At 60.6% G+C, this 25142-nt stretch carries 28 protein-coding genes and 1 tRNA gene; 25 read left to right on the top strand and 4 right to left on the bottom strand.

Features of this window, described 5'->3' with window-relative positions:
- Positions 1-5: 5 nt before the first annotated feature.
- The 3 genes from RT582_RS11005 to RT582_RS11015 all read right to left on the bottom strand — a co-directional run bounded on the left by RT582_RS11005 (position 6) and on the right by RT582_RS11015 (position 1396).
- Positions 6-503 (bottom strand): RDD family protein, encoded by a 498-nt coding sequence (locus RT582_RS11005; RefSeq protein ID WP_014819452.1) that lies wholly within the window; start codon positions 501-503, stop codon positions 6-8.
- Positions 504-601: 98 nt separating this feature from the next.
- On the bottom strand, positions 602-814 hold the full coding sequence (locus RT582_RS11010) for a cold-shock protein (RefSeq protein WP_003298189.1): 213 nt from the start codon (positions 812-814) through the stop codon (positions 602-604).
- 495 nt (positions 815-1309) lie between these two features.
- A tRNA-Leu gene (locus RT582_RS11015) sits at positions 1310-1396 on the bottom strand.
- A gap of 113 nt (positions 1397-1509) precedes the next feature.
- Here RT582_RS11015 and queA point away from each other — a divergent pair.
- The 6 genes from queA (at position 1510) to RT582_RS11045 (ending at position 7528) form a co-directional block, all read left to right on the top strand.
- The gene (gene queA / locus RT582_RS11020; protein WP_044315441.1) at positions 1510-2559 is read left to right on the top strand and encodes a tRNA preQ1(34) S-adenosylmethionine ribosyltransferase-isomerase QueA; all 1050 of its coding nucleotides are present in this window, start codon (positions 1510-1512) and stop codon (positions 2557-2559) included.
- Positions 2560-2573: 14 nt separating this feature from the next.
- Entirely contained in the window at positions 2574-3689 is a 1116-nt protein-coding gene (gene tgt / locus RT582_RS11025) for a tRNA guanosine(34) transglycosylase Tgt (protein WP_152623984.1), read from the top strand.
- A gap of 42 nt (positions 3690-3731) precedes the next feature.
- Entirely contained in the window at positions 3732-4061 is a 330-nt protein-coding gene (gene yajC / locus RT582_RS11030) for a preprotein translocase subunit YajC (protein ID WP_003296020.1), read from the top strand.
- Positions 4062-4125: 64 nt separating this feature from the next.
- On the top strand, positions 4126-5994 hold the full coding sequence (gene secD / locus RT582_RS11035) for a protein translocase subunit SecD (RefSeq protein WP_014819455.1): 1869 nt from the start codon (positions 4126-4128) through the stop codon (positions 5992-5994).
- A 12-nt stretch (positions 5995-6006) separates the two neighbouring features.
- Positions 6007-6918 carry a protein translocase subunit SecF gene (gene secF / locus RT582_RS11040; RefSeq protein WP_044315443.1) on the top strand — a complete coding sequence of 304 codons (912 nt, stop codon included), beginning with the start codon at positions 6007-6009 and terminating at the stop codon, positions 6916-6918.
- A gap of 76 nt (positions 6919-6994) precedes the next feature.
- A complete protein-coding gene (locus RT582_RS11045; RefSeq protein WP_014819457.1) occupies positions 6995-7528 on the top strand; it encodes a glycine zipper 2TM domain-containing protein in 534 nt (177 codons plus the stop codon).
- Positions 7529-7593: 65 nt separating this feature from the next.
- On the opposite strand, the gene suhB is transcribed toward RT582_RS11045, so the two are convergent.
- Positions 7594-8409, bottom strand: coding sequence for a type III secretion system regulator SuhB (gene suhB / locus RT582_RS11050; RefSeq protein WP_023446554.1), 816 nt, complete (start codon positions 8407-8409; stop codon positions 7594-7596).
- 94 nt (positions 8410-8503) lie between these two features.
- Here suhB and trmJ point away from each other — a divergent pair, with 94 nt between their 5' ends.
- From trmJ to der, 19 genes are all read left to right on the top strand, one after another.
- The gene (gene trmJ, locus RT582_RS11055) at positions 8504-9340 is read left to right on the top strand and encodes a tRNA (cytosine(32)/uridine(32)-2'-O)-methyltransferase TrmJ (RefSeq protein WP_236690593.1); all 837 of its coding nucleotides are present in this window, start codon (positions 8504-8506) and stop codon (positions 9338-9340) included.
- A complete protein-coding gene (cysE, locus tag RT582_RS11060) occupies positions 9340-10116 on the top strand; it encodes a serine O-acetyltransferase (protein WP_044315445.1) in 777 nt (258 codons plus the stop codon). Before trmJ ends, cysE begins: the two co-directional genes overlap by 1 nt.
- A 158-nt stretch (positions 10117-10274) precedes the next feature.
- The gene (iscR, locus tag RT582_RS11065; RefSeq protein WP_014819461.1) at positions 10275-10766 is read left to right on the top strand and encodes a Fe-S cluster assembly transcriptional regulator IscR; all 492 of its coding nucleotides are present in this window, start codon (positions 10275-10277) and stop codon (positions 10764-10766) included.
- A 31-nt stretch (positions 10767-10797) separates the two neighbouring features.
- The gene (locus tag RT582_RS11070; RefSeq protein WP_044315446.1) at positions 10798-12012 is read left to right on the top strand and encodes an IscS subfamily cysteine desulfurase; all 1215 of its coding nucleotides are present in this window, start codon (positions 10798-10800) and stop codon (positions 12010-12012) included.
- Positions 12013-12055: 43 nt separating this feature from the next.
- On the top strand, positions 12056-12442 hold the full coding sequence (gene iscU, locus RT582_RS11075) for a Fe-S cluster assembly scaffold IscU (protein ID WP_003284664.1): 387 nt from the start codon (positions 12056-12058) through the stop codon (positions 12440-12442).
- A 14-nt stretch (positions 12443-12456) separates the two neighbouring features.
- Positions 12457-12780, top strand: a complete 324-nt coding sequence (iscA, locus tag RT582_RS11080; protein WP_003298170.1) for an iron-sulfur cluster assembly protein IscA — start codon at positions 12457-12459, stop codon at positions 12778-12780.
- 7 nt (positions 12781-12787) lie between these two features.
- Complete coding sequence (gene hscB / locus RT582_RS11085; RefSeq protein WP_313477399.1) at positions 12788-13309, top strand: co-chaperone HscB; 522 nt, start codon at positions 12788-12790, stop codon at positions 13307-13309.
- Between the two features lie 41 nt (positions 13310-13350).
- Positions 13351-15213 (top strand): Fe-S protein assembly chaperone HscA, encoded by a 1863-nt coding sequence (hscA, locus tag RT582_RS11090; RefSeq protein WP_313477400.1) that lies wholly within the window; start codon positions 13351-13353, stop codon positions 15211-15213.
- Positions 15214-15218: 5 nt separating this feature from the next.
- Positions 15219-15557, top strand: a complete 339-nt coding sequence (gene fdx / locus RT582_RS11095) for an ISC system 2Fe-2S type ferredoxin (RefSeq protein ID WP_003298166.1) — start codon at positions 15219-15221, stop codon at positions 15555-15557.
- Positions 15558-15568: 11 nt separating this feature from the next.
- Complete coding sequence (iscX, locus tag RT582_RS11100; RefSeq protein ID WP_041013198.1) at positions 15569-15769, top strand: Fe-S cluster assembly protein IscX; 201 nt, start codon at positions 15569-15571, stop codon at positions 15767-15769.
- A gap of 168 nt (positions 15770-15937) precedes the next feature.
- Complete coding sequence (gene ndk / locus RT582_RS11105; protein ID WP_003284654.1) at positions 15938-16369, top strand: nucleoside-diphosphate kinase; 432 nt, start codon at positions 15938-15940, stop codon at positions 16367-16369.
- 19 nt (positions 16370-16388) lie between these two features.
- Positions 16389-17537 (top strand): 23S rRNA (adenine(2503)-C(2))-methyltransferase RlmN, encoded by a 1149-nt coding sequence (gene rlmN / locus RT582_RS11110; RefSeq protein WP_014819466.1) that lies wholly within the window; start codon positions 16389-16391, stop codon positions 17535-17537.
- An 11-nt stretch (positions 17538-17548) separates the two neighbouring features.
- The gene (gene pilW, locus RT582_RS11115; RefSeq protein WP_014819467.1) at positions 17549-18307 is read left to right on the top strand and encodes a type IV pilus biogenesis/stability protein PilW; all 759 of its coding nucleotides are present in this window, start codon (positions 17549-17551) and stop codon (positions 18305-18307) included.
- Entirely contained in the window at positions 18304-19311 is a 1008-nt protein-coding gene (locus tag RT582_RS11120; RefSeq protein ID WP_044315448.1) for a RodZ domain-containing protein, read from the top strand. Before pilW ends, RT582_RS11120 begins: the two co-directional genes overlap by 4 nt.
- Before the next feature lie 7 nt (positions 19312-19318).
- Positions 19319-20431, top strand: coding sequence for a flavodoxin-dependent (E)-4-hydroxy-3-methylbut-2-enyl-diphosphate synthase (gene ispG / locus RT582_RS11125; RefSeq protein WP_313477403.1), 1113 nt, complete (start codon positions 19319-19321; stop codon positions 20429-20431).
- Positions 20432-20447: 16 nt separating this feature from the next.
- A complete protein-coding gene (hisS, locus tag RT582_RS11130) occupies positions 20448-21737 on the top strand; it encodes a histidine--tRNA ligase (RefSeq protein WP_313477404.1) in 1290 nt (429 codons plus the stop codon).
- Between the two features lie 27 nt (positions 21738-21764).
- Positions 21765-22406, top strand: coding sequence for a YfgM family protein (locus RT582_RS11135; RefSeq protein WP_313477406.1), 642 nt, complete (start codon positions 21765-21767; stop codon positions 22404-22406).
- Between the two features lie 3 nt (positions 22407-22409).
- Complete coding sequence (bamB, locus tag RT582_RS11140) at positions 22410-23558, top strand: outer membrane protein assembly factor BamB (RefSeq protein WP_044315451.1); 1149 nt, start codon at positions 22410-22412, stop codon at positions 23556-23558.
- Positions 23559-23660: 102 nt separating this feature from the next.
- Entirely contained in the window at positions 23661-25139 is a 1479-nt protein-coding gene (der, locus tag RT582_RS11145; protein ID WP_014819473.1) for a ribosome biogenesis GTPase Der, read from the top strand.
- The last annotated feature ends 3 nt before the right edge of the window (positions 25140-25142 follow it).

The raw sequence follows: 25142 nt of genomic DNA on the forward strand, positions 1-25142 counted from the left end.
CAAAGTCACTTCTTGTGAATGTTCTTCGGTAGCTGAACGGCCTGGCTCTCCGAGTACATGTCGTGCCAGGTGCGGTTCTGTTTGTCGAGCAGCATCCACCAATAACCCATGCCCAGGCATAGCAGCGAAACCAGTGCGATCAAAAAACGCAGAAGCGCCTGCCAAAGATCGATGGCGGTTCCGTCTGCATTCTGGATTCGGATGCCCCAGACCTGCATGCCCAGCGTTTGGCCGCTGTGGGTCCAGAACTTGGCGAAAAAGCCGAACAGGCTGAACAGCAGCAGCGTCGAGAGCAGGGGGTCGATGTCCAGGCGGCCGGCATCCGCGAGCTGCTGCAGCTGTTCACTGCCGTAGAGCAGGCGCAGCAGCACTTGCTGATAGAGCAGTGTCACTACCATCATCAAGGCGATGCACAGCAGGCTGTCATAAAACATTGCAGCAAGCCGGCGTACCAGGCCGGCGGCGGGAAACTGGCCCTGCGGGCTGAGCAGGTGTCTGCGCATTGGGTGTCTCGATCAAAGAGGTGGGCGGCGCATTCTACGGAAGTGCGCGCATAAAAAAGCCCCTGATGTTGCCATCAGGGGCTTTTCGGAGAAGAGGCTTAGCCCAGGATCTGAACCTGGTCTGCCTGCATGCCCTTTTGACCTTGCACTGCGACGAAACTGACTTTCTGGCCTTCTTTCAGGCTCTTGAAGCCGTTGCCTTCGATTGCGCGGAAGTGCACGAACAGATCCGGACCGCTCTCGGGAGTGATGAAACCAAAACCTTTCTCGTCGTTAAACCACTTGACGGTACCGTTCTGACGATTCGACATGTCTTTGTATCCTTGAAACTCAAAAGTAGAATTGCCCCCGCAGAGCAGGAAGCTGGAACTGGTTGCAAGGAGTAAGAGAGTCGAGCGGAGTAGCGGATCTGAAGATCTACTGCACCAGGTCACGATTCAACAGCGACCCATGCAAACACAGTGGGCACACTCTACGATAACTCGCCAGGGAATGCCAACCCCTCGGAGCCATAGAATTTGCCTGTCCAGGCGGCGCCATTTGGCGCTTTTTGACGTGGCTTTGACTCGCCTTATTCGCTGTTGCGAGAGAGGCAATGCCACGAGTCGACTGCATCGATATCGAGTGTCAGTCTGAGGAAAAGCGATGTAGCTGACGTTGCTTGCCGTGCTGCCGATCCAGATTGTCTGGATGCTTGCATGCGGCTTGGTGCGCTTTGAAGCTTCGCTACGGCGTTAGACTTGCAGGCGATCCGGTTGCCCGTTTCGCTAAGCATGCAGCTTGGCTGCGTTGTAGCGATTCACTGATGGTGCCTCGAGAGAGACTCGAACTCTCACGTTGTTACCAACGGCGGATTTTGAATCCGCTGCGTCTACCGATTCCGCCATCGAGGCACAGTGGGCGCGCAGTATAGGGATGCGCGCCGGGGTGGTCAATCGCTTGGCGTGGTCAGGTCGACGTGTTTCGGATAAGATTTGCGCCCTTTCCGCGTCCCGACCTCCGATCCATGCAAGTTGCCGATTTTTTCTTCCAGCTGCCCGATGCCCTGATCGCACGACATCCCCTGGCGGAGCGGCGCGCCAGTCGTCTGCTGGTGCTCGAAGGCGAAACGGGAAAGCTCTCGCATCGCAACTTCGCCGATCTGCTGGACCATGTACGGCCCGGCGATCTGATGGTGTTCAACAATACCCGGGTGATCCCGGCGCGCCTGTTCGGTCAGAAAGCTACCGGCGGCAAGCTGGAAATCCTTGTCGAAAGGGTAGTCGGCAATCGCAGTGTTCTGGCGCATGTCCGTTCCAGCAAGTCGCCCAAGGCCGGATCGAAGATCCTGCTCGATGGCGGCGGCGAAGCGGAAATGATCGCCCGGCATGATGCGCTGTTCGAGCTCGAGTTCGACGAGGATGTTCTGCCGTTGCTCGAGCGCATCGGGCACATGCCATTGCCTCCTTATATAGACAGGCCTGACGCCGCCGCCGACCGCGAGCGTTACCAGACCGTCTACGCGCAGCGCGCCGGTGCCGTGGCTGCGCCGACCGCAGGACTGCACTTCGATGAGGCGCTGCTGCAGACGCTGCGTGAGTCTGGCGTGGAAACGGCCTACGTTACCCTTCATGTCGGCGCCGGCACCTTTCAGCCGGTGCGCGTGGAGCGTATCGAAGAGCATCACATGCATCGCGAATGGCTGGAGGTCGGCCAGGATGTCGTCGATGCGGTGGCGGCCTGTCGCTCCCGTGGTGGGCGCGTGATCGCTGTCGGCACCACCAGCGTGCGTTCGCTGGAGACGGCGGCGCGCGATGGTGAACTCAAGCCGTTCAGTGGCGACACCGATATCTTCATCTACCCAGGCAAGAGCTTTCATGTGGTGGATGCGCTGGTCACCAATTTCCATCTGCCTGAATCCACGCTGCTGATGCTGGTTTCCGCCTTCGCCGGTTATCAGGAGACCATGGCGGCCTACGCCGAAGCGGTGGCTCAGCGTTATCGCTTCTTCAGTTACGGCGATGCCATGTTCATCACCCGCAATCCCGCGCCGCGCGGCCCCGAGGAAACCCAATGACTCGCTCCTGCCATATGTCCTTCGAGCTGCTTGCCACCGATGGCAAGGCGCGCCGCGGACGTCTGACCTTTCCGCGCGGCACCGTCGAGACGCCGGCGTTCATGCCAGTGGGCACTTACGGTACCGTCAAAGGCATGCTGCCACGTGACATCGAGGCGATCGGAGCGCAGATCATTCTGGGCAACACCTTCCATCTCTGGTTGCGCCCTGGCACTGAAGTGATCAAGCGCCATGGGGACCTGCACGACTTCATGCAGTGGCAGGGGCCTATCCTCACCGACTCGGGCGGCTTTCAGGTGTTCAGCCTGGGGGCGATGCGCAAGATCAAGGAGGAGGGCGTCTACTTCGCCTCTCCGGTAGATGGCGCAAAAGTCTTCATGGGGCCGGAGGAGTCGATGCAGGTCCAGCGTGACCTGGGCTCGGATATCGTGATGATCTTCGATGAATGCACGCCTTATCCCGCTGACGAGGACGTGGCGCGGCGTTCGATGGAGCTGTCGCTGCGCTGGGCCAAGCGCTCGAAGGCCGCCCATGGCGACAGTCCGGCTGCGTTGTTCGGCATTGTTCAGGGCGGTATGCACGAATCTTTGCGCATGCGCTCGCTGGAAGGGCTTTGCGAGATCGGATTTGACGGCCTGGCGATTGGCGGCCTTTCGGTTGGCGAGCCGAAGGAAGAGATGATCCGTGTGCTGGATTTCCTTCCGCCACAGATGCCAGCGGATAAGCCACGCTATCTGATGGGGGTGGGTAAGCCGGAGGACCTGGTCGAGGGTGTGCGGCGCGGCGTCGATATGTTCGACTGCGTGATGCCAACGCGCAATGCGCGAAATGGGCATCTTTTCGTTGATAGCGGTGTGATCAAGATCCGCAACGCCGTTCACAAACACGACGATTCTCCGCTGGATCCGAGCTGTGACTGTTACACCTGCAAACATTTCTCCCGCGCTTATCTGCATCATCTGGATAAATGCGGCGAAATGCTGGGTAGCATGTTGAATACCATCCATAACCTGCGGCATTACCAGCGGGTTATGGCTGGTTTACGCGACGCCATTCAACAGGGTACATTGGCGGCCTTTGTCGACGCCTTTTATGCCAAGCGCGGTCTGCCAACGCCGCCGCTTGCGTGACGTGCCAGAACAAAATAATCCTTTCTGCAACAGGAGTGCTACATGAGCTTTCTGATTCCCGCCGCCTATGCCCAGGAGGCTGCTGCTGGTCCTGCTGGTACTGGTTTCGAGTGGGTTTTTCTGGTCGGTTTTCTGGTCATCTTCTACCTGATGATCTGGCGTCCCCAGTCCAAGCGTGCCAAGGAACACAAGAACCTGATTGCCGGCCTGCAGAAGGGCGACGAAGTGGTCACTTCCGGCGGTATCGCTGGCAAGGTCACCAAGGTCGCCGATGACTTCGTGGTGATCGAGGTGTCCGACAACGTTGAGCTGAAGTTCCAGAAAGTAGCGATCGCCGCAACGTTGCCCAAGGGCACACTGAAAGCCATCTGAGCTGACTTCATTCAATATCGACGGGGCGCGCAAGGCGCCCCGCGTTCATTAAACGGGCTGCGTCATGCTCAATAGATTCCCTCTCTGGAAATACCTGCTGATTCTGGCAGTGCTCGCGATCGCCTTTATTTACTCTGCGCCCAACCTCTATCCGGATGACCCGGCGATTCAGGTTACCGGTGCCAGCACATCGCAGGAGATCGGCGAGGCAGACCTCGAGCGCATCAGCAAAGCACTCGTGGATGGCGGTATCGCGGTCAAGTCTGCGTCCCTGGACGAGCAGGGCCGAGGTGGCCTTGTGCGTCTCGAGCGTCAGGATGATCAGTTGCCGGCAAAAGATATCGTGCGCCGCGCGCTCGGCGACGCCTACGTAGTTGCGCTCAATCTGGCGCCTACGACTCCCGACTGGTTGCGCAATCTTGGCGCAAGCCCGATGAAGCTTGGTCTGGATCTCTCCGGTGGTGTGCACTTCCTCCTGGAAGTGGACATGGACAAGGCAATTGAAACGCGCCTGAACGTCTCCGAGGGTGAGGTCAAGAGTCTGCTGCGCAAGGAGCGTGTGCGATACCGCAGTCTGCCGAATCTGAAGGATTCCGTGCAGTTGGGCTTTGCCGATGAGGCTACCTTGGATGCCGCCCAATCGCTCATCCGCAAGGAATTTACCGACTTCGAGCTGACGTCCGCAGAGCGCAACGGCCAGTACGTGCTGCGTCTGACGCTGACCGAAGCCAAGCTGGCGGAAATTCGCGAGTACTCGATCAAGCAGAACCTGACCACGGTGCGTAATCGCGTCAACGAACTCGGCGTGGCTGAGCCGTTGGTTCAGCGTCAAGGTGCCAATCGGATCGTCGTCGAGCTGCCGGGTGTGCAGGATACGGCCGAGGCCAAACGTATCCTCGGCAAGACGGCGAACCTCGAGTTCCGCCTGGCTGCCGATTCAGATGCATCGCGTGCTTCCACCGAAACCTTCGAGTTCCGCGAAGAGGGCCGCCCGCCGGTTCAGCTTGAGCGCACACTGATCATTACAGGTGATCAGGTGACCGACGCCCAGGCCAGCTACGACGAGAATGGCCGTCCGCAGGTGAATATCCGGCTCGATGGCCACGGCGGCGATCTGATGAATCGCGCCACGCGCAACAATGTCGGGCGCAGCATGGCCGTGATCTTCATCGAGCAGCGGCCGATGACTCGCTATGTGCGGCAGACGGTTGATGGTGTTGAGCAGGAAGTGCGCGTCGAGACCTTCCAGGAAGAAAAGAAGATCATCAGCCTTGCAACTATCCAGTCGCCGCTCGGCAGCCAGTTCCGCATCACCGGCCTCGATGGCCAGGGCGAGTCGTCAGAGCTGGCGTTGCTGCTGCGCGCCGGTGGTCTGGCGGCGCCGATGTACTTCGCAGAAGAGCGCACCATCGGCCCGAGCCTGGGCGCTGAAAACATCAAGCTGGGCGTCCAGGCAGCCATGTGGGGCTTCCTCTTCGTCGCCATCTTCATGGTGCTGATCTACAAGTTCTTCGGTGTGTTGGCGACCATTGCGCTGCTGTTCAATATGGTCGTGCTGACAGCCCTGATGTCGATGCTCAATGCCACGCTGACCCTTCCGGGTATTGCCGGTATCGTGTTGACCATGGGTATGGCGGTGGATGCCAACGTGCTGATCTTCTCGCGAATCCGCGAGGAGATCGCCAATGGCATGTCGATCCAGCGCGCCATCCATGAAGGCTTCGATCGGGCCTTCTCGGCGATCGTCGACGGCAACCTGACCACTCTGCTGGTCGGCGGCATCCTGTTCGCCATGGGGACCGGCCCGATCAAGGGCTTCGCGGTCACCCTTTCGATCGGCATCCTGACGTCGATGTTTACCGCAATCATCGTGACGCGCGCCATGGTCAACCTGATCTACGGTGGCCGCGATCTCAAGAAGCTGTGGATTTAAGGGGCTAGCACGATGAAACGCATAATCAATTTCATGGGTGTCCGCCATGTGGCCTTCGCCCTGACCGTGGTGCTGACCGTTGCGTCACTGGCGAGCCTGGTGGTCAAGGGGCTCAACTTCGGGTTGGACTTTACTGGCGGTACACTGATCGAGCTCGGCTATGAGCGCCCGGTTGAACTCGAGCAGGTGCGTGGGCAGCTGGTGCAATCCGGTTTTGGCGACGCTGTAGTGCAGAGCTTCGGTGCGACTACTGACGTGCTGGTGCGCATGCCGGGCGACGATCCTCAGCTGGGAGAGCGCATCGCTGATGCATTGCGCGGCGCTGACAGCGCCAACTCGGTGAGCGTCAAGCGAGTCGAGTTCGTCGGGCCTGCGGTGGGTGAGGAGCTGCGCGACCAGGGTGGCCTGGGCATGCTGCTCGCGCTGGGTGGTATTCTGGTCTACGTGGCATTTCGCTTTCAGTGGAAGTTCGGTCTCGGTGCCGTGCTGTCGCTGTTCCACGATGTGATCGTCGTTCTCGGGGTGTTCTCCTTTTTCCAAATATCGTTCGATCTCACCGTGCTGGCCGCTGTGCTGGCGGTTATCGGCTATTCGCTGAACGACACAATCGTCATCTTTGACCGGATCCGCGAGAACTTCCGCATGCTGCGCAAGGCGGAGTTGCTGGAAAACATCAATATTTCCACGACGCAAACCTTGCTGCGCACCATGGCAACTTCGGTATCCACGTTGCTGGCTGTCGGTGCGCTCATGGTCTTTGGTGGCGAGAATCTGTGGGGCTTCTCGTTGGCGCTGTTGATCGGCGTTGGGGCAGGCACGTACTCGTCGGTCTATGTCGCTGGCATGCTGCTCGTCTGGCTGAAGCTCACCCGTGACGACCTGATTCCACCAGTGGTGGAAGAGGAAGCGGACGAGCGCCCCTGATCTTCTTCGAACTTCCGCAACCTAAAGGAGTCCAAGGCTGCGGAACGGGCGCAGCCCGAAGGAAGAGGAAGTCACAGTGAACAAGTCCATGTTGGTCGGCACGGCGCTCGGAGTGGTGGTCGCCACGGCTGGCGGCGCTTTCGCTACTTATAGTCTGGTTGATCGCGGGCCGAAATTCGCCGATGTGCTGGCGGTGGAGCCGATCAAGGAAACCATTCGGACTCCGCGAGAGGTTTGCAAGGATGTCGCGGTGACTCGGCAGAAACCAGTGCAGGATCAGCATCGCATCGCAGGGACAGCAGTGGGTGCGGTGGTTGGTGGCCTGCTCGGCAATCAGGTTGGTGGCGGTACCGGCAAGAAAATTGCGACGGTCGCCGGTGCGGTCGGTGGCGGTTATGCAGGCAATCAGGTGCAGGGCCGTATGCAGGCCAGCAGCACCTATACCACTACCGAAACACGTTGCAGCACGGTAACCGATTCGCACGACAAGATCGTCGGCTACGACGTGAAGTACGACCTCGCCGGCAAGGTGGGTCGCGTACGCATGGATCGCGATCCGGGTAGCCAGATCCCGGTGCAGGATGGACAGTTGTCGCTATCGCAGCAGTGAGTTGAGCGATTGTGCAGCAACAAAAAAACGCCCCGTTGGGGCGTTTTTTTATGCCGCTATCGTTCTCAGCGTTTGAGAGAAGGTGTCAGGTGCGGCTGGATGGTGGTTAGTACCGCCTTGAAGCATTTGGTGTTGCCGGCAACGATCTGACCCTTCTCAAGGAAGTCATGGCCGCCGCTGAAATCGCTCACCAAGCCGCCGGCTTCCTGGATCAGCAGTGCGCCTGCCGCCATGTCCCATTCGGAAAGACCAAACTCCCAGAACGCATCGAAGCGGCCTGCAGCGACATAAGCCAGGTCGAGGCTTGCGGCGCCGGCACGACGTAGGCCGGAGGTCTGGCCGACCAGGCTGCGGAACATCTTCAAGTAGCTGTCCAGGTTGTCCATCTGGCCATCCTTGAACGGAAAGCCGGTGCCGAGCAGTGCGCCGTCCAGGCTCTTGCGTGCGCTAACGCGCAGGCGGCGGCCGTTCAGGGCGGCGCCACGGCCGCGGCTGGCGGTGAATTCTTCCTGGCGTACCGGGTCCAGCACGACCGCGTGTTCCAGGCGCCCGCGGTACTTGCAGGCGATGCTGACGGCGTAGTGAGGAATGCCGCGGACAAAATTGGTGGTTCCATCCAGCGGGTCGATGATCCACAGGTAATCGGCGCCGTCCCCGCTGCCTTCGAGCAGTCCGCCTTCCTCGCCCAGGATGCCGTGATTCGGGTAGGCCTTGCGCAGCGCATTGACGATGCTCTGCTCTGCGGCCTTGTCGATTTCGGTGACGTAATCCTTCGCTTCTTTCTCGTTGACCGAGATTGCATCCAGGCGATCGGTGGAACGGACAATCAGTTCGCCGGCGCTGCGGGCGGCGCGCAGCGCGATATTCAGCATGGGCTGCATGGATCAATTACCTGGTCGTTAAAGAAAGCGCGAAATTCTATCAGGAAAGCGCCGGCGCATGTAGCGTCACGGTGGTGGTTGCAGGGGGCGGCAGATGGCGGATCGAGAGCCGCTTCCTGTAAGCTTTCTGCTCGCTTTCAAGCAGAGAATTATTGTGTCGCTGCAGAACATTCGTGTCGTGCTGGTCAATACCAGTCATGCCGGCAACATCGGTGGTGCGGCTCGCGCCATGAAGAACATGGGGCTTTCGAGCCTGGTATTGGTCGATCCCGAGGATTTCCCGAGTCCCAACGCGGTGGCCAGGGCGTCCGGTGCAACCGACATTCTCGATAGTGCACGGGTCGTTGCAACGCTGGAAGAGGCGCTCGCTGGTTGCAGTCTGGTGCTCGGAACCAGCGCTCGTGACCGGCGCATTCCCTGGCCGTTGCTCGACCCTCGGGAGTGCGCGTCGGTTTCCGTGGAGCAGTCTGCCGGGGGCGGCGAAGTCGCATTGGTATTCGGTCGCGAGTACGCGGGGCTGACCAATGAAGAGTTGCAGCGCTGCCAGTACCACGTCCATATCCCGTCTGATCCACAGTTCAGTTCATTGAATCTCGCTGCTGCCGTGCAGGTGCTTACCTACGAGGTGCGCATGGCCTGGTTGGCTGCCGAGGGGCGGCCAACCAAGGTCGAGAAACTGGAAACCACGGCGATGCTGGATGCCCAGCCCGTGACTGTCGACGAGCTGGAGAATTACTTCGGTCATCTTGAGCGGACTCTGGTGGATATCGGCTTTCTCGATCCGACCAAGCCCAGGCATCTGATGCCCCGATTGCGTCGGCTCTACGGGCGCAGCGGTATCAGCAAGCTGGAAATGAATATCCTGCGCGGTATTCTCACCGAGACACAAAAGGCTGCCCGCGGCGAGCCTCACAAGCGGAGAAGTGATTGATGTTCGAACGCATGCGCGAAGACATTCAAAGCGTTTTCCATCGCGATCCGGCGGCACGCAATGCGTTCGAAGTCCTGACCTGTTATCCGGGGCTGCACGCCATCTGGATTCATCGCCTGTCCCATTGGCTGTGGGTGCATGAATTCAAGTGGCTTGCGCGGATGTCCTCGAATCTGGGGCGCTGGCTGACCGGGGTCGAGATCCATCCGGGCGCCAGGATTGGCCGGCGATTCTTCATTGATCACGGGATGGGCATCGTCATTGGCGAGACCGCGGAAATTGGCGATGACGTGACGCTCTATCACGGCGTGACACTCGGTGGCACCAGCTGGAGTAAGGGCAAGCGCCATCCGACGCTTGAAGACGGTGTGATCGTGGGGGCGGGCGCGAAGATCCTCGGGCCGTTCACCGTCGGCGCGGGCGCGAAGATCGGCTCCAATGCGGTGGTTACCCGTGAAGTGCCGCCAGGAGCGACGGCGGTTGGGATTCCGGGGCGGGTGATCGTCAAATCCAGCGATGAGCAGGAAGCCAAGCGCAAGGCCATTGCCGAGAAGATCGGATTCGACGCCTATGGCGTCAGCGAGGATATGCCCGATCCCGTCGCGCGAGCCATTGGGCAGTTGCTGGATCATGTTCAGGCCGTAGAGGAGCGCTTGGAGGGCATGTGTGGCGCGCTCAAGGCGCTGGGCAGCGATTATTGCGCCAAGGACCTTCCGGAGCTGCGAGAAGAAGACTTCGTTGAAGTGAAGTCCGACGCTGGCGATGCCCGCACCTGAAGTGCGCGGGCTGGCAGCAGCTGGTATCATGCCGGCCCGTTGCCTCCGGCCGGGCGTGGTTCCAGACTAAAGACCTACTGAATTAATAGGTCTTATAGTTGACTCAAATACTCGGGAATTGCATAATTGCGCCAAACCGTAATGCTTGGTGCAGACCGATGCGATTAACCACCAAAGGCCGTTATGCCGTGACCGCCATGCTCGATCTGGCGCTGCATGCGCAGCATGGGCCGGTCTCCCTGGCCGATATTTCCGAGCGGCAGGGTATATCCCTTTCCTATCTCGAGCAGCTCTTCGCGAAGCTGCGCCGCGGCAGCTTGGTGACCAGCGTGCGAGGGCCCGGCGGCGGCTATCAGCTTTCTCGCGACATGGCCGGCATTCAGGTCGCCCAGGTCATCGACGCTGTGAACGAGTCGGTCGATGCCACGCGTTGCCAAGGTCTGGGCGGCTGTCATTCTGGCGATACCTGCCTGACTCACCATCTGTGGTGTGACCTCAGCCAGCAGATTCATGAATTCCTCAGCGGCATCAGCCTGGCCGACCTGGTCAAGCGCCAGGACGTGCAGCAGGTCGCCCTGCGCCAAGACATGCGCAAGGCTGGTGGCACTTCGCCGCATATGGACAAGATAGAAACGTCCGCCATCGATTGAGCAGGGCGACTGCCTGATAGGAGATATCTGAATGAAATTGCCGATTTACCTGGACTACTCTGCGACCACACCTGTGGATCCGCGTGTTGCCGCCAAGATGATCGAGTGCCTCACCAACGAAGGCAACTTCGGCAATCCGGCGTCGCGCTCTCATGCCTTTGGCTGGAAAGCCGAGGAAGCCGCGGAGAATGCGCGCCGTCAGGTTGCTGAGCTGGTCAATGCCGATCCCCGTGAAATCGTCTGGACATCCGGTGCAACCGAGTCGGACAACCTGGCCATCAAGGGCGTCGCGCATTTCTATGCGTCCAAGGGCAAGCACATCGTCACCACCAAGATCGAGCACAAGGCGGTACTGGATACTACTCGCCAGCTCGAGCGCGAAGGCTTCGAGGTTACGTATCTCGAGCCGAGCGAGGATGGCATCGTCACGCCGGCGATGGTCGAAGCTGCGCTGCGCGACGACACTATTCTTGTGTCGGTCATGCACGTGAACAACGAGATCGGCACTATCAACGACATCACCGCCATCGGCGAGCTGACCCGTTCTCGCGGCATTCTTTTCCATGTCGATGCGGCGCAGTCGACCGGCAAGGTCGAAATCGATCTGGAGAAGATGAAGGTCGATCTGATGTCCTTCTCCGCTCATAAGACCTATGGGCCGAAGGGCGTGGGTGCGCTGTATGTTCGCCGTAAGCCCCGCGTCCGCCTTGAGGCACAGATGCATGGCGGTGGCCATGAGCGTGGCATGCGTTCCGGTACGCTGGCTACGCACCAGCTGGTTGGCATGGGCGAGGCCTTTCGTATCGCGAAAGACGAAATGGCCCAAGAGAACGAGCGCGTCCGCTCCCTGCGTGATCGCTTCTACAAGCAGGTCGAGCATCTCGAAGAGCTTTATGTGAACGGTAGCCTGACCGCCCGTGTACCGCACAATCTGAACCTCAGCTTCAACTACGTCGAGGGTGAGTCGCTGATCATGGCGCTCAAGGATCTGGCGGTATCGTCTGGCTCCGCCTGTACGTCCGCTTCGCTGGAGCCGTCGTACGTGCTGCGTGCCCTGGGTCGTAACGACGAATTGGCGCATAGCTCCATCCGTTTCACCTTTGGTCGGTTCACTACCGAAGAGGAAATCGACTACGCAGCGCAGAAGGTTTGCGAGGCCGTCACCAAGCTGCGCGAGCTTTCGCCCCTGTGGGACATGTTCAAAGACGGCGTCGACATTTCCAAGGTCGAGTGGCAAGCCCACTGACCGGCGTCAAGCGCCGCACAGCCTGATCTAAGAGGATTGCACCATGGCATACAGCGATAAGGTCATCGACCACTACGAAAATCCGCGCAACGTCGGCAAGTTCGACGCTGAAGACCCGAGCATCGGTACCGGCATGGTAGGTGCGCCGGCATGTGGCGACGTGATGCGTTTGCAGATCAAGGTCAACGAGCAGGGCGTCATCGAAGACGCCAAGTTCAAGACCTATGGTTGCGGTTCCGCCATCGCCTCCAGCTCGCTTGCTACCGAGTGGATGAAGGGCAAGACCCTAGAAGAAGCGGAAACCATCAAGAACACGCAGCTGGCTGAAGAGCTGGCGCTGCCGCCGGTGAAGATTCACTGCTCCGTGCTCGCTGAAGATGCGATCAAGGCAGCTGTGCGTGACTACCGCGAAAAGAAAGGTCTGCTTTAAATAGGGAGGTTGCGATGGCTATCACCATGACGCCCGCTGCAGCCCAGCACGTTCGCCGTTCGCTGGACGGGCGAGGCAAGGGTGTAGGTGTGCGACTCGGGGTGCGTACGACCGGCTGTTCCGGCTTGGCGTACGTACTTGAGTTCGTCGACGAAACGGCAGCCGAAGACTCGGTGTTCGAGAGTCATGGGGTCAAGGTGATCATTGATCCCAAGAGCTTGGTATACCTCGACGGTACGGAACTCGACTTCGTTCGCGAAGGGCTCAACGAGGGCTTCAAGTTCAACAACCCGAACGTTCGTGGCGAGTGTGGCTGCGGCGAGAGCTTCAATATCTGAGGACGCCGTGGGTACTCCCTGTCATTTTGCATTGTTCGAGTTGAAGCCCGAGTTCGAGCTGGATCTCGCGTCTCTTGCCGATCGCTATCGAGAGCTTGCTCGCCAGGTTCACCCTGATCGCTTTGCCGACGCTGGCGAAAGCGAGCAGCGTCAGGCCCTTGAGCGCTCCGCCAGCCTCAATGAGGCCTACCAGACGCTCAAGAGTCCGAGCCGTCGGGCAAGGTATCTGTTGGCCATCGAGGGGCATGAGGTTCCACTGGAAGCGACTGTTCAGGATCCCGCGTTCCTCATGCAGCAGATGCATTGGCGCGAGGAGCTTGAAGAGCTCCATGAGCAGGCCGATCTGGATGGCGTAGCGGCGTTCAAGTCGCGCTTGAAGCAGGCGCAGCAGGGGCTGAACGATGATTTCGCCCGCATCTGGCAGGATTCTGAGCGGCGTGCCGATGCTGAGCGTCTGGTTCGACGCATGCAGTTTCTCGACAAGCTGACCCAGGAAGTGCGCCAACTCGAAGAGCGCCTCGACGATTAACCCCGCGCAGCGCCCGGCGTTGCGCCCGATATCAGACAGACATGGCCTTACTTCAGATTGCCGAGCCCGGACAAACCCCCCAGCCCCATCAGCGGCGCCTGGCTGTCGGAATAGACTTGGGGACCACCAACTCCCTCGTAGCTGCCCTGCGCAGTGGTGTCACTGCGCCGTTGGCCGATGCTGATGGGCAAGTAATCCTGCCGTCGGTGGTGCGCTATCACGCTGACCGCATTGAGGTTGGCGCACAAGCCAAACTTGCCGCGGCCACCGATCCGTTCAACACCATCAGTTCGGTCAAGCGGCTGATGGGTCGCGGGCTGGCCGATGTGAAGCAGTTGGGCGAACAGCTGCCGTACCGCTTCCGTCAGGCTGAGTCGCAAATGCCGTTCATCGAGACCGTTCAGGGCGCCAAGAGCCCTGTGGAAGTCTCGGCTGAGATTCTGCGCGCACTCCGTCAGCGTGCCGAGGCGACCCTGGGCGGTGAGCTGGTCGGTGCGGTGATTACCGTTCCGGCCTATTTCGACGATGCCCAGCGTCAGGCGACGAAGGACGCCGCGCGACTTGCCGGGCTCAGCGTGCTGCGCCTGCTCAACGAGCCGACCGCGGCCGCCGTCGCCTATGGTCTGGATCGTCATGCCGAAGGCGTCGTCGCGATCTACGATCTCGGAGGCGGTACCTTCGATATTTCGATTCTTCGCCTGACCAAGGGCGTTTTCGAGGTGTTGGCCACTGGTGGCGACACGGCTCTGGGTGGTGATGATTTCGACCATGCGGTAGCGGACTGGATTCTCGAGCGTGCCGGTGTGTCCGGCGATCTCGAGCCGGGCGCGCAGCGTGAATTGCTGAAGATTGCCTGCGATGCCAAGGAGCATCTGAGTGATGTGGATGCGGTGGATGTCGCGTATGCCGGCTGGTCAGGCGAGCTGCAACGCGAAACCTTCGATGCGCTGATCGAGCCGATGATTGCGCGCAGTCTCAAGTCCTGCCGGCGTGCCGTGCGGGATTCGGGTGTGGAGCTTGAGGAGATTACCGCCGTGGTCATGGTCGGCGGTTCGACACGAGTGCCAAGGGTGCGCTCGGCAGTTGGGCAGCTGTTCGGTCGCGAGCCACTGACCGACATCGACCCTGATGAGGTTGTGGCCATTGGCGCGGCGATTCAGGCTGAGACCTTGGCTGGCAATAATCGCGATGGGGAAGAGCTGTTGCTGCTCGATGTGATCCCGCTGTCCCTCGGGCTGGAGACCATGGGCGGGCTGATGGAGAAGATCATTCCGCGCAACACCACGATTCCGGTGGCGCGCGCGCAGGACTTCACCACCTACAAAGATGGCCAGTCGGCCATGATGATTCATGTGCTGCAGGGCGAGCGCGAGCTGATCTCCGACTGCCGTTCGCTGGCTCGATTCGAGCTGCGCGGTATTCCGCCGATGGTCGCCGGGGCGGCAAAGATTCGCGTCACCTTCCAGGTCGATGCTGATGGCTTGCTCAGCGTGTCCGCGCGTGAGTTGGCATCCGGCGTGGAGGCGAGTATTCAGGTCAAGCCTTCCTATGGCCTCACCGATGGCGAAATCGCCAGGATGCTGGAGGACTCTTTCCGCAAGGCGGACGAGGACCGTGACGCCCGGGCGTTGCGTGAGCAGCTGGTTGATGCCCAGCGCCTGCTCGAGGCGGTCGAGGCTGCGCTGGCCGTCGATGGCGAGCGCTTGCTGTCTGCTGAAGAGCGCGTGGCGATCGACTCCCAGGTCGCCGAGTTGCGCGGATTGCTGGACAGCCAGGATGTGCTGGCCATGGAGCGCCAGACCAAACGCCTGAGCCAGATCACCGACGCCTTTGCTGCGCGCCGGCTGGATTCGACCGTCAAGGCCGCGCTGGCCGGGCGGCGGCTAAACGATATCGAGGATTGACCCAGATGCCGCAGATCATTTTCCTGCCCAATGCCGACCATTGCCCTGAAGGCGCCGTTATCGAGGCGCAGACCGGCGAGACGGTGCTGGACGCCGCGCTGCGCAATGGCATCGACATCGAGCATGCATGCGAAAAATCCTGTGCCTGCACCACCTGCCACGTCGTGGTTCGCGAAGGCTTCCAGTCACTGGAAGCTTCCGATGAGCTGGAGGATGACATGCTCGACAAGGCGTGGGGGCTTGAGCCCAATTCCCGGCTATCCTGCCAGGCAGTGGTGGCTGATGCCGATCTCGTCGTGGAAATTCCGAAGTACACAATCAATCAGGTTTCCGAAGGGCACTGAGGGTGGGCGTCATGCAGCTGAAATGGAGTGACGTGCAGGAAATCGCCATCGAGCTGGCCGAGCGCAAGACCGATGTAGATCCGCGCTATGTAAATTTCCTCGATCTGCATCGCTGGGTGGTGGAGCTTCCGGGCTTCGCCGATGAGCCCGGTCGGGGTGGCGAGAAAGTGCTCGAAGCCATCCAGTCGGCCTGGATCGAAGAAGCCGAATAGAGCGGTTTCGAAGTTTTCGTTTTCCTCCGGTTGGGTATCTCGGGACCGTTCGGCGGTCCCTGGCGCCATCCGGGCTTCTACCCTCTACCCTTATGTTTTTTGACATGAACCCGCGTATAATCCGCGGGTTTACTCGTTCGCTTTAACCCATCAGTTTTGGAGTCCTACATGGCCCTGCAACGCACCTTCTCCATCATCAAGCCCGACGCTGTCGCCAAGAACGTCATCGGCGAAATCACTACCCGTTTCGAGAAGGCCGGCCTGCGCGTCGTCGCTTCCAAGATGGTTCAGCTGTCCGAGCGCGAAGCGGCTGGTTTCTACGCCGAGCACAGCGAGCGTGGCTTCTTCAAGGATCTGGTTGCTTTCATGACTTCCGGTCCGGTCATCGTTCAGGTTCTGGAAGGCGAAGACGCCATCGCCAAGAACCGTGAGCTGATGGGCGCCACCAACCCGAAAGAAGCTGCTGCCGGCACCATCCGCGCCGATTTCGCCGTTTCCATCGACGAGAACGCCGTGCACGGTTCCGATTCGGAAGCTTCCGCTGCTCGTGAAATCGCTTACTTCTTTGCTGCCACCGAAGTGTGCGCACGCATTCGCTGATTGAGCGAAGGTGAATTCAATGATTGCCACGACCGGTAAAGTGAATCTGCTCGGGCTTACCCAGTCGCAACTGGAGAGTTTCTTCGAGTCCATCGGGGAGAAGCGTTTTCGCGCCGGTCAGGTTATGAAGTGGATTCACCATTTTGGTGTCGATGATTTCGACGCCATGAGCAATCTCGGCAAGGCCTTGCGCGAAAAGCTCAAGGCCTGCGCCGAGATTCGCGGCCCGGAGGTCGTCAGTGAAGACATCTCCAGCGACGGCACCCGCAAATGGGTCGTGCGTGTCGCCTCGGGCAGCTGTGTGGAAACTGTGTACATCCCCCAGGGCGGACGTGGAACGCTGTGCGTGTCCTCGCAGGCCGGATGTGCGCTGGATTGCAGTTTCTGTTCCACCGGCAAGCAAGGCTTCAACAGCAACCTGACAGCGGCCGAGGTGATCGGTCAGGTCTGGATTGCTAACAAATCATTCGGCTCCATCCCGGCGAAAATCGATCGCGCGATCACCAACGTGGTGATGATGGGGATGGGCGAGCCGTTACTGAATTTCGACAACGTCGTCGCTGCCATGCACATCATGATGGACGACCTTGGTTACGGGATTTCCAAGCGTAAGGTGACGCTCTCGACCTCCGGCGTCGTGCCGATGATCGACGAGCTGGCCAAGGTCATCGACGTTTCTCTGGCATTGTCGCTGCACGCACCCAACGATGCGTTGCGTGATCAGTTGGTGCCGATCAACAAGAAGTACCCGCTGGACATGCTGCTGGCGGCATGCAAAGGCTATATCTCGAGGCTCGGTGAGAAGCGCGTGCTGACCATCGAGTACACCCTGCTCAAGGGCATCAACGATCAGCCCGAACATGCCGAGCAGATGATCACGCTGCTGGCGGATATCCCGTGCAAGATCAATCTGATCCCGTTCAATCCGTTCCCTCACTCCGGATATGAGCGGCCGAGCAACAATGCTATCCGCCGTTTTCAGGACATCCTGCACAAAGGTGGGCACAATGTAACGGTGCGTACCACCCGCGGCGAAGACATCGACGCGGCTTGCGGTCAGCTCGTCGGCCAGGTGCTGGACCGGACGCGTCGAAGCGAGAGATACATCGCTGTGCGTGAGCTACAGAGCGAGCCAGGTGCGGCGCAAACTGCTTCGAACCGATCCTGAGGGGGATGCTGATGATTTTGCGCGCTGCGCTGCTGCTTCTACTGACCGGCCTGTTGGCCGGTTGTGTGTCTTCTGGATCCACTGATCCGCTGAGAACCGACGAAGGTCGCCAGCAGGCCCGCGACGCCTATATTCAATTGGGGATCGGCTACCTGCAGCAGGGCGCCGCCGCGCGCGCCAAGACGCCACTGCGCAAGGCCCTCGAAATTGATCCGAACAGCGCCGATGCACACGCCGCCCTGGCTTTGGTATTCCAGACCGAAATGGAAAACGACCTGGCCGACAAGCACTACCGTGAAGCGCTCTCCAGTCGCAAGGACGCCCGCATACTCAACAACTACGGCAGCTTTCTGTTCGAGCAGAAGCGCTACCCCGAAGCCATGGAGCGTTTCCGTCAGGCTTCCGAAGACAACATGTATTCCGAGCGGGCGCGGGTCTTTCAGAATCTGGGTATGACTGCACTGCAGTTGGGCCAGCGTGAAGAGGCCGAGCTCCATTTCACCCGCTCGCTGCGCCTCGACAGTCGCCAGCCCCGCGCGTTGCTCGAGCTTGCACTCATGGCCTTCGAGGACAAGCAATACGTTCCAGCCAAGCGTTACTACGATAGCTTCAGCCAACTGGCCGAGCAGAACGCACGGAGTCTGCTGCTCGGTATCCGTCTGGCCAACATCCATCAGGACCGCGACACTGCTGCAAGCCTCGCGCTGCAGCTGAGGCGGCTGTATCCCGGTACGGATGAATACAAGCAATATCTTTCGGAGCAACGATGACCGCGCCGCACCAAGAATCCGCTGCACCGATGGGCAACAACCCCGGCGAGACGCTGCGTATAGCTCGCGAAGACAAGGGCTGGCCGCTGTCTGCAGTTGCACAGCAGCTGAATCTCACCGAGCGCTCGCTAGCTCGCATCGAGGCCGGCGATTTCAGCCAGTTGCCAGGGCACACCTTTGCCCGGGGTTACGTTCGTGCCTATGCCAAGTTGCTGGGGTTGGATCAGAATCGCCTGGTTCAGGAGTTCGACCTGCACACCGGTACCAACGCTTCCGGAAGCAACGTCAACAGCCTGGGGCGCATCGAAGAGCCCGGCCGTCTGTCGCGAAGCTTCATGCGCTTCTTCGGCTTTGCCTTGTTGCTGCTCCTGGCTGCAGTCGCCTGGTATTGGTGGCAGGAACGCATGGCTCGAGAGGCCACGACGCCACCGGTCTCGGCGCTGGAGCGAATCGAAGTGGAAGGCGCGGATGGAACCACCGAGATCCATCTGCTTGATCGCGCTGACGAGGGTGCCGAGCAGCAGAGCGAACAGCCAGTCGAGCAAACAGCACCGCTAGCCGATTCGAACGAGAGTGAAGCGATCGAGTCTGAGCAACAGGCTCCAGCCACCACTGATGTGCAGGGCACCATCACCGAGCCGGCGGGCGAGGCCGCGCAGTCTCTGCCGCTGACGCTGCCCGACAGCCCCACGCAAGGCGCTGACGCAACGGCCTCCCCGGCTCCCACGAGTGCCTCGAACGCCACCGCCCCGCCAGTAGCCGGCGAGGCCCAGCTGGAGCTGAGTTTCACCGCCGATTGCTGGACGCGAGTCAGCGATGCCGACGGACGAGTACTGTTCAGTGCGCTGGCCAAGGCTGGGACCACCAGGGCGGTCAGCGGCAAGGCACCATTGGACGTACATCTGGGCTACGCTCGCGGCGCCCAACTCAGTTACAACGGCGAAGCTGTGAACCTCGCCTCTCATATGCGCGGCGAGACAGCGCGCCTCAAGCTCGGACAGTAAGCTGACCATGCATTCCGAATCTCCTATCAAGCGTCGCCAATCCCGCAAGATCTGGGTGGGCAATGTGCCGGTCGGTGGTGATGCGCCGATTTCCGTACAGAGCATGACCAATACCGAGACCTGTGATGTCGAGGCGACGGTTGCGCAGATCCAGCGCCTGGCCAATGCAGGCGCCGATATCGTCAGGGTTTCAGTGCCTTCCATGGAGGCTGCCGAGGCCTTTGGGCGCATCAAGCAACTGGTGCAGTTGCCGCTGGTGGCCGACATCCATTTCGATTATCAGATCGCTCTGCGCGTGGCCGAGCTCGGCGTTGATTGCCTGCGCATCAATCCCGGCAATATCGGTCGCGAAGATCGCGTGCGCGCGGTGGTCGATGCGGCGCGCGACAAGGGCATCCCGATCCGCATCGGGGTGAATGCCGGTTCGCTGGAAAAGGACCTGCAGAAAAAGTACGGCGAGCCGACCCCGCAGGCGCTGGTGGAGTCCGCCCTGCGCCATGTCGATCATCTCGATCGCCTGGACTTCCAGGACTTCAAGGTCAGCGTCAAGGCTTCCGACGTATTCATGGCGGTCGAGGCCTATCGGTTGCTGGCCGGGCAGATCGAACAGCCGCTGCACCTGGGCATTACCGAGGCGGGTGGACTGCGTTCCGGCACCGTGAAGTCCGCGGTCGGGCTGGGCATGCTGCTCGCTGAAGGCATCGGTGACACCATTCGCGTGTCGCTGGCGGCCGATCCTGTCGAGGAAATCAAGGTCGGCTTCGATATCCTCAAGTCGCTGCGTCTGCGTTCACGTGGTATCAACTTCATCGCCTGCCCGAGCTGCTCGCGGCAGAACTTCGATGTGGTCAAGACCATGAACGAGCTGGAAATCCGCGTGGAAGACCTGCTGGTACCGATGGACGTTGCCGTGATCGGTTGCGTTGTGAACGGTCCGGGAGAGGCGAAGGAGGCCCATGTCGGATTGACCGGTGGCAGCCCTAACAATCTGGTCTACATCGACGGCAAGCCGGCGCAAAAACTGAACAACGAAAATCTCGTCGATGAGCTGGAGCAGCTCATCCGACGCAAGGCCGCCGAGAAGCTCGCGGCCGACGCGGCGGTCATCGCGCGCAGCTGATCTTTAAGGAATCCCATTGAGCAAGTCCCTGCAAGCCATTCGTGGCATGAACGACATCCTGCCTGCGCAGACCCCGACCTGGCGTTATCTGGAAAGCACCTTCGCGCAACTGCTCGACAGCTACGGCTACAGCGAGATTCGCCTGCCTATCCTGGAGTTCACCGACCTCTTCGCTCGCGGCATCGGTGAAGGCACCGACGTGGTTGACAAGGAGATGTACACCTTCCTCGATCGCAACGAAGAGTCGCTGACCCTGCGTCCTGAAGGCACTGCCGGTTGTGTGCGCGCCGTGCTCGAGCATGGCATGACCGGTGGCGGCCAGGTGCAGAAGCTCTGGTACACGGGGCCGATGTTTCGTTATGAGAAGCCGCAGAAGGGCCGCTATCGGCAGTTCCACCAGATCGGCGTGGAAGTCTTCAACCAGCCCGGGCCGGATGTCGACGCCGAGCTGATCGTACTGACCGCGCGCCTGTGGAAGCAGCTCGGCCTGGCCGACGCTGTAACGCTGCAGCTCAACAGCCTGGGCTCCAGCGAAGCACGTGCGCGCTACCGCGATGCGCTGGTGGCCTACCTGCAGCAGCGTTTCGATCAGCTCGACGAGGACAGCCAGCGGCGCCTGACGACCAATCCGCTGCGTATTCTCGACAGCAAGAATGCCCAGACTCAGGCGCTGCTGGCCGACGCACCGACGCTGCATGACTACCTCGACGATGAGTCACGCGTGCATTTCGAAGGCCTGAAGGCGCGCCTCGATGCAGTCGGCATCGCCTACGAAATCAACCCGAAGCTGGTGCGTGGTCTGGATTACTACGGTCGAACCGTGTTCGAGTGGGTTACCGACAAACTGGGCTCGCAGGGCACCGTCTGCGCTGGCGGCCGTTACGATGGCCTGATCAGTCAGTTTGGCGGTAAGCCTACCCCGGGTGTCGGCTTCGCCATGGGCGTCGAGCGCCTGGTGCTGCTGCTGGAAACCCTTGGTCTGGTGCCGGACGCCTTGAGCCCGGTGCCGCATGCCTATATCTGCGCATTCGGTGAGCCTGCCGAGCTGGCAGCACTGGCTCTGGCCGAGCGCCTGCGCGATACGCTGCCAGGGCTGCGCCTGCTGGTGAACGCCGGTGGCGGCAGTTTCAAGAGTCAGTTCAAGAAAGCGGACAAGAGCGGCGCGCGCTTTGCGCTGATCCTGGGTGACGACGAACTGGCAGGGCGCGTGGTAGGTTGCAAGCCGCTACGCGACGACAGCGAGCAACAAAGCATTGCCTGGGATGCTCTGCCCGAGCGTCTGGCTGCCTGCCTCGAGCAGGTCTGAGACTAAGCGAATGAAAGGAGTGACAGCGTGACCTCGGGTACCGAAGAAGAAACACTGGCGCAGATCAAAGACTGGTGGCAGCGCAACGGCAAGCCTCTTCTGTTTGGGGCTGTGCTCGCTCTGGTCTTGGTGTTCGGCTGGCAATTCTGGCAGAACCATCAGGTCAACCAGGCGCAGGATGCCTCGGTGATCTATCAGCAGCTGCTCGGCGCAGCGCTGGAAGAAGGTGAAGCCGATGCGGCGGAAGTTGCGCGATTGGGCAATCTGCTGAAGAAAGATTTCGCCGGCACGCATTATGCGCAGTACGGCAGCTTGTTCGTGGCGAAGGTGGCGGTCGAGTCGGGGCGGTTGGACGAAGCGGCTAGCGAGCTTCGCGCCGTGGTCGACAAGCCCGCCGACAAGACGCTGGACGAGCTGGCTCGTCAGCGTCTGGCACGCGTTCTGGCTGCGCAGGACAAGGCAGAAGAAGCGCTCAAGCTGCTGGACGGCAAGGCTGATCAGGCCTTCGCTGCCAGTCGCGAGGAGCTGCGCGGCGATCTGCTGGTGCAGCTTGGCCGACGCGACGAGGCGCATGCGGCCTACACCACGGCGAAAGAGTCGCTGTCCCAGGATGCGGCCATCGGTGGTCTGCAAATGAAGCTGGATGATCTGGCCCGAGGGGAGGCGTAAACGATGCGCTGGAAGACTGCAGCATTGCTGACCCTGGCTGTACTGGCCGCGGGTTGTAGCAACAAGGACACTAAAGAGCCGGAGCCGGCGGAGCTGACCAAGTTCGAGGCGGAGATCTCCTTGAAGAAGGAGTGGAGTCGTTCGATCGGTGAAGGGCAGGGCAAGACCTACAACCTGCTGACGCCGGTGGTGTATGGCGACCAGATTTACGCCGCCGATGTCGAAGGGCTGGTGGTATCCATGGATCGCCTGACAGGCAAGGTCAACTGGAAGAAGAAGCTTGATACGCCGGTTTCCGGCGGGGTTGGCGCCGGGTACGGCCTGGTGCTGGTTGGCACCCTGCGCGGTGAAGTGCTGGCGCTTGACGTCAGCACGGGCGAGGAGCGCTGGCGCAGTCAGGTCAGCAGTGAAGTACTGGCTGCCCCGGCCGTCAATGGCGACATCGTCCTGGTGCAGACGCAGGATGATCGGCTGATCGCGCTGGAGATGGATACCGGCGCGCAGCGCTGGAGCTACGAGAGCTCTCCTGCGGTGCTGACGCTACGCGGGACCGGCGCACCGCTGCTGACCAATCAGCTGGCCGTTGCCGGCCTGTCCAGCGGCAAAGTGGTCGCACTGGATACCCGTCGCGGGCTTCCGGTCTGGGAGCAGCGCGTTGCCATTCCGCAAGGACGTTCGGAGCTTGAGCGGGTCGTCGATATCGACGGTGGTCTGCTGCTATCCGGTGGCACGCTCTACGTCACCAGCTATCAGGGCCGTGCCGCGGCACTGGAACTGGAAAGTGGTCGTGTCCTCTGGCAGCGCGATGCGTCCAGCTATTCGGGTGCTGCGCTCGGCTACGGTAGCGTTTACCTGAGCCTTGCCGACGGCACTGTCGAGGGGATCGACGAGCGCTCCACGACTGCTCTGTGGCGCAATGAGTCCATGGCGCGCCGCCAGCTTTCGGCTCCCGCAGTATTTTCCAGCTATGTTGTGGTGGGTGACATCGAGGGCTATCTGCACCTGCTGAGCCAGGTCGATGGTCGTTTCGTCGCTCGCGAGCGTATCGACAGCTCTGGCGTCCGTGCCCGTCCGGTAGTCGAGGGCGACTGGCTGTATGCCTTCGGCAATGACGGCAAGCTGGTGGCGTTGACTATCCGTCAGGCTGACTGACCGCAAGTTGCGCCCACGGCTCCGCCTGGCGGAGCCCTGAATATTCGGCCGCTGCAATGCAGCGGCCTTCGTGTTTTCTGAAATATCGCAGTGGAGAGCCGCATGGTTCCCGTAATCGCCCTGGTGGGCCGCCCGAACGTCGGCAAGTCCACCCTGTTCAATCGTCTGACCAAGAGCCGCGACGCCATCGTGGCCGAGTACGCCGGTCTGACCCGAGATCGCCAGTACGGCGAGGCCAAATGGCAGGGCCGCACCTACATCGTCATCGACACTGGTGGTCTGACCGGCGATGAGGAGGGCATCGACGCCAAGATGGCCGAGCAGTCCCTGCAAGCCATGCAAGAGGCCGATGCGGTGATGTTCATGGTTGACGCGCGTGCCGGCATGACGCCTGGCGATCAGATGATTGCCGAGCACCTGCGCAAGATGAACAAACGCCACTTCCTGGTGGCGAACAAGGTCGACAGCATCGATCCGGATATCGCCCGAGCGGAATTCAGCCCGTTGGGCCTGGGCGACGCCCTTCCGATCGCCGCCGCACATGGCCGTGGTATCACCCATATGCTCGAGCAGGCGCTCGGCATGTTCCCCAAGGACAACGCCGAAGTTGCCGAAGCCGAGGGTGAAGAGGGCGAGACGGTTGCCGAAGGAGAAGAGCTCAAGCGCATCCCTGGACCGAGCGAAAAGGATGGCATCAAGATCGCCATCATCGGCCGGCCCAATGTGGGCAAGTCGACGCTGGTCAATCGCATGCTCGGTGAGGAGCGGGTCATCGTTTATGACCAGGCCGGTACAACCCGCGACAGCATCTACATTCCCTTCGAACGTGATGACGCCAAGTACACACTGATCGACACGGCCGGTGTGCGCCGTCGCGGCAAGATCTTCGAGGCCGTAGAAAAGTTCTCGGTGGTCAAGACGCTGCAGGCGATCCAGGATTCCAACGTCGTGATTTTCGTCATGGATGCCCGCGAGGGAGTGGTCGAACACGATCTGAACCTGCTCGGCTTCGTGCTGGAAAGCGGTCGGGCGTTGGTCATCGCACTGAACAAGTGGGACGGCATGGAGCCGAGTGAGCGCGACTATGTGAAGACCGAGTTGGAGCGCCGGTTGTTCTTCGTCGAGTTCGCCGACATCCACTTCATCTCCGCCAAGCATGGTACCGGCGTCGGTAATCTGTACAAGTCCGTGCAGGCCTCGTTCACTTCAGCCGTGACGCGATGGCCCACCAGCCGTCTGACGCAGATCCTTGAAGATGCGGTTCGCGAGCATGCGCCGCCGATGGTTGCCAGCCGCCGGATCAAGCTTCGTTACGCGCACTTGGGCGGCGCCAACCCGCCGCTGATCGTGATCCATGGCAACCAGGTCGACTCGATTCCAAAGTCCTACACCCGTTATCTGGAGAACACCTACCGACGCGTCTTGAAGCTGGTCGGTACGCCCATCCGTATCGAGTACAAGGGCGGAGAAAACCCTTACGAGGGCAAGAAAAACACGCTTACCGACCGCCAGGTCAACAAGAAGCGCCGTCTCATGTCGCACCACAAGAAGGCCGAGAAGAAGCGCCGCGACAAGCGCTGACTG

Origin of the sequence: Stutzerimonas kunmingensis (assembly GCF_032106285.1) — a bacterium.
GTDB classification, from domain to species: Bacteria; Pseudomonadota; Gammaproteobacteria; order Pseudomonadales; family Pseudomonadaceae; genus Stutzerimonas; species Stutzerimonas kunmingensis_B.

Bases quoted from the DNA above. Each gene is read 5' to 3' on its own strand.
- RT582_RS11005 (WP_014819452.1), bottom strand. From the start codon at position 503: ATGCGCAGACACCTGCTCAGCCCGCAGGGCCAGTTTCCCGCCGCCGGC.
- RT582_RS11010 (WP_003298189.1), bottom strand. From the start codon at position 814: ATGTCGAATCGTCAGAACGGTACCGTCAAGTGGTTTAACGACGAGAAA.
- queA (WP_044315441.1), top strand. From the start codon at position 1,510: ATGCAAGTTGCCGATTTTTTCTTCCAGCTGCCCGATGCCCTGATCGCA.
- tgt (WP_152623984.1), top strand. From the start codon at position 2,574: ATGTCCTTCGAGCTGCTTGCCACCGATGGCAAGGCGCGCCGCGGACGT.
- yajC (WP_003296020.1), top strand. From the start codon at position 3,732: ATGAGCTTTCTGATTCCCGCCGCCTATGCCCAGGAGGCTGCTGCTGGT.
- secD (WP_014819455.1), top strand. From the start codon at position 4,126: ATGCTCAATAGATTCCCTCTCTGGAAATACCTGCTGATTCTGGCAGTG.
- secF (WP_044315443.1), top strand. From the start codon at position 6,007: ATGAAACGCATAATCAATTTCATGGGTGTCCGCCATGTGGCCTTCGCC.
- suhB (WP_023446554.1), bottom strand. From the start codon at position 8,409: ATGCAGCCCATGCTGAATATCGCGCTGCGCGCCGCCCGCAGCGCCGGC.
- trmJ (WP_236690593.1), top strand. From the start codon at position 8,504: ATGGCGGATCGAGAGCCGCTTCCTGTAAGCTTTCTGCTCGCTTTCAAG.
- cysE (WP_044315445.1), top strand. From the start codon at position 9,340: ATGTTCGAACGCATGCGCGAAGACATTCAAAGCGTTTTCCATCGCGAT.
- iscR (WP_014819461.1), top strand. From the start codon at position 10,275: ATGCGATTAACCACCAAAGGCCGTTATGCCGTGACCGCCATGCTCGAT.
- RT582_RS11070 (WP_044315446.1), top strand. From the start codon at position 10,798: ATGAAATTGCCGATTTACCTGGACTACTCTGCGACCACACCTGTGGAT.
- iscU (WP_003284664.1), top strand. From the start codon at position 12,056: ATGGCATACAGCGATAAGGTCATCGACCACTACGAAAATCCGCGCAAC.
- iscA (WP_003298170.1), top strand. From the start codon at position 12,457: ATGGCTATCACCATGACGCCCGCTGCAGCCCAGCACGTTCGCCGTTCG.
- hscA (WP_313477400.1), top strand. From the start codon at position 13,351: ATGGCCTTACTTCAGATTGCCGAGCCCGGACAAACCCCCCAGCCCCAT.
- fdx (WP_003298166.1), top strand. From the start codon at position 15,219: ATGCCGCAGATCATTTTCCTGCCCAATGCCGACCATTGCCCTGAAGGC.
- iscX (WP_041013198.1), top strand. From the start codon at position 15,569: ATGCAGCTGAAATGGAGTGACGTGCAGGAAATCGCCATCGAGCTGGCC.
- ndk (WP_003284654.1), top strand. From the start codon at position 15,938: ATGGCCCTGCAACGCACCTTCTCCATCATCAAGCCCGACGCTGTCGCC.
- rlmN (WP_014819466.1), top strand. From the start codon at position 16,389: ATGATTGCCACGACCGGTAAAGTGAATCTGCTCGGGCTTACCCAGTCG.
- pilW (WP_014819467.1), top strand. From the start codon at position 17,549: ATGATTTTGCGCGCTGCGCTGCTGCTTCTACTGACCGGCCTGTTGGCC.
- RT582_RS11120 (WP_044315448.1), top strand. From the start codon at position 18,304: ATGACCGCGCCGCACCAAGAATCCGCTGCACCGATGGGCAACAACCCC.
- ispG (WP_313477403.1), top strand. From the start codon at position 19,319: ATGCATTCCGAATCTCCTATCAAGCGTCGCCAATCCCGCAAGATCTGG.
- bamB (WP_044315451.1), top strand. From the start codon at position 22,410: ATGCGCTGGAAGACTGCAGCATTGCTGACCCTGGCTGTACTGGCCGCG.
- der (WP_014819473.1), top strand. From the start codon at position 23,661: ATGGTTCCCGTAATCGCCCTGGTGGGCCGCCCGAACGTCGGCAAGTCC.